The 1,027-nt window shown below is 40.1% G+C and carries 1 protein-coding gene; it reads right to left on the bottom strand.

Features of this window, described 5'->3' with window-relative positions; translation table 11 throughout:
* On the bottom strand, positions 1 to 888 hold an 888-nt coding region (locus ACLIBG_RS15585), incomplete at its 3' end, for an IS4 family transposase (RefSeq protein ID WP_439313644.1).
* Positions 889 to 1,027 lie beyond the last annotated feature (139 nt).

Here is a 1,027-nt window from a genome sequence, read left to right as displayed (position 1 = left end):
TCTGGACACGCCGATAGCCCAGCGTGATCGGTAAATATCACTGATTTCATCCGCATCCAAATCAAAACGATTCGTGATTAAGCGAAGGATATTTCCTTTTGTATCTGTTACTTCAATGAGCCGAAAAACATTCTCAGCCCGATTTTGAGTCGTGCCAATGTAGACCATTTTATCAGAAAGCACATTGGAATCTGCTGGACATTCAAAGGTTTGAACATCGCGTGTAACTGCATTTTTCTTCAATCGAGAGGCGAAGAAGTATCCGTCGTCGGTCATTCGATCAAATCGTTCATAGTCGACATAGCCGCGGTCAAATACATACATGGCATCTTTTTCGTCCACCAAGACTTCCATCTGGTTTCTGTCATGTGCGCTTGCAACCGTCATGACTGCCTTGTCTGGATAAACGGCATCTTTATCCATGAATACAAGCCGTAAATGTAGTTTGACACCCGCTTTTGTTTTCCGAAACTTCGCCCACTTATAATGCGTTAGATTAAGTGGCAGCGTACTTGAATCAATGATTTTCAATGGCACCCGCTGGGTGCAACTGTGGTGATAACTTTTGATTTGTGCCACCAAATCCATAAAAATTGTCGCAAGAATCGATGGATCCATTTCATTATTTTTACGGGATAACTGCGAAGCACTGATCGATGCAAACCCAAGTTCTTGTTGTAGTTCCCCATTCAAAAGCGCATCACTCATTGCATGCAGACTTTCCGTTTCATGTAGCTGCGCTAGCAGCATCATCTTAATGTAGGAAGCAGTGGTTAACTTCTTTGTGTAATGATCTTGTTTGGTTAAACTTACGTGCTCATCCAATTTTTTAAAATTAATAGGGCTTATCCATTTACCAAATGATGATTTTCGTGTATTCTTGTCCATATCTGTTATCCTTTGTAATGGGATTTGGACAGGAACCACCTGTCTCTCCATTATAAAGGATTTTTTATTGGAGAAAAAGCAAATTACTGATCATTGGGAATATTAGTAATTATTTGTTTTAATTAATGCAACGCTAGTG

Origin of the sequence: Virgibacillus sp. W0181 (assembly GCF_051846915.1) — a bacterium.
GTDB lineage: Bacteria > Bacillota > Bacilli > Bacillales > Amphibacillaceae > JBPYCR01.
The sequence above is the reverse complement of the archived record's forward strand: the minus strand, read 5'-3'. Positions and strand labels throughout refer to the sequence as shown.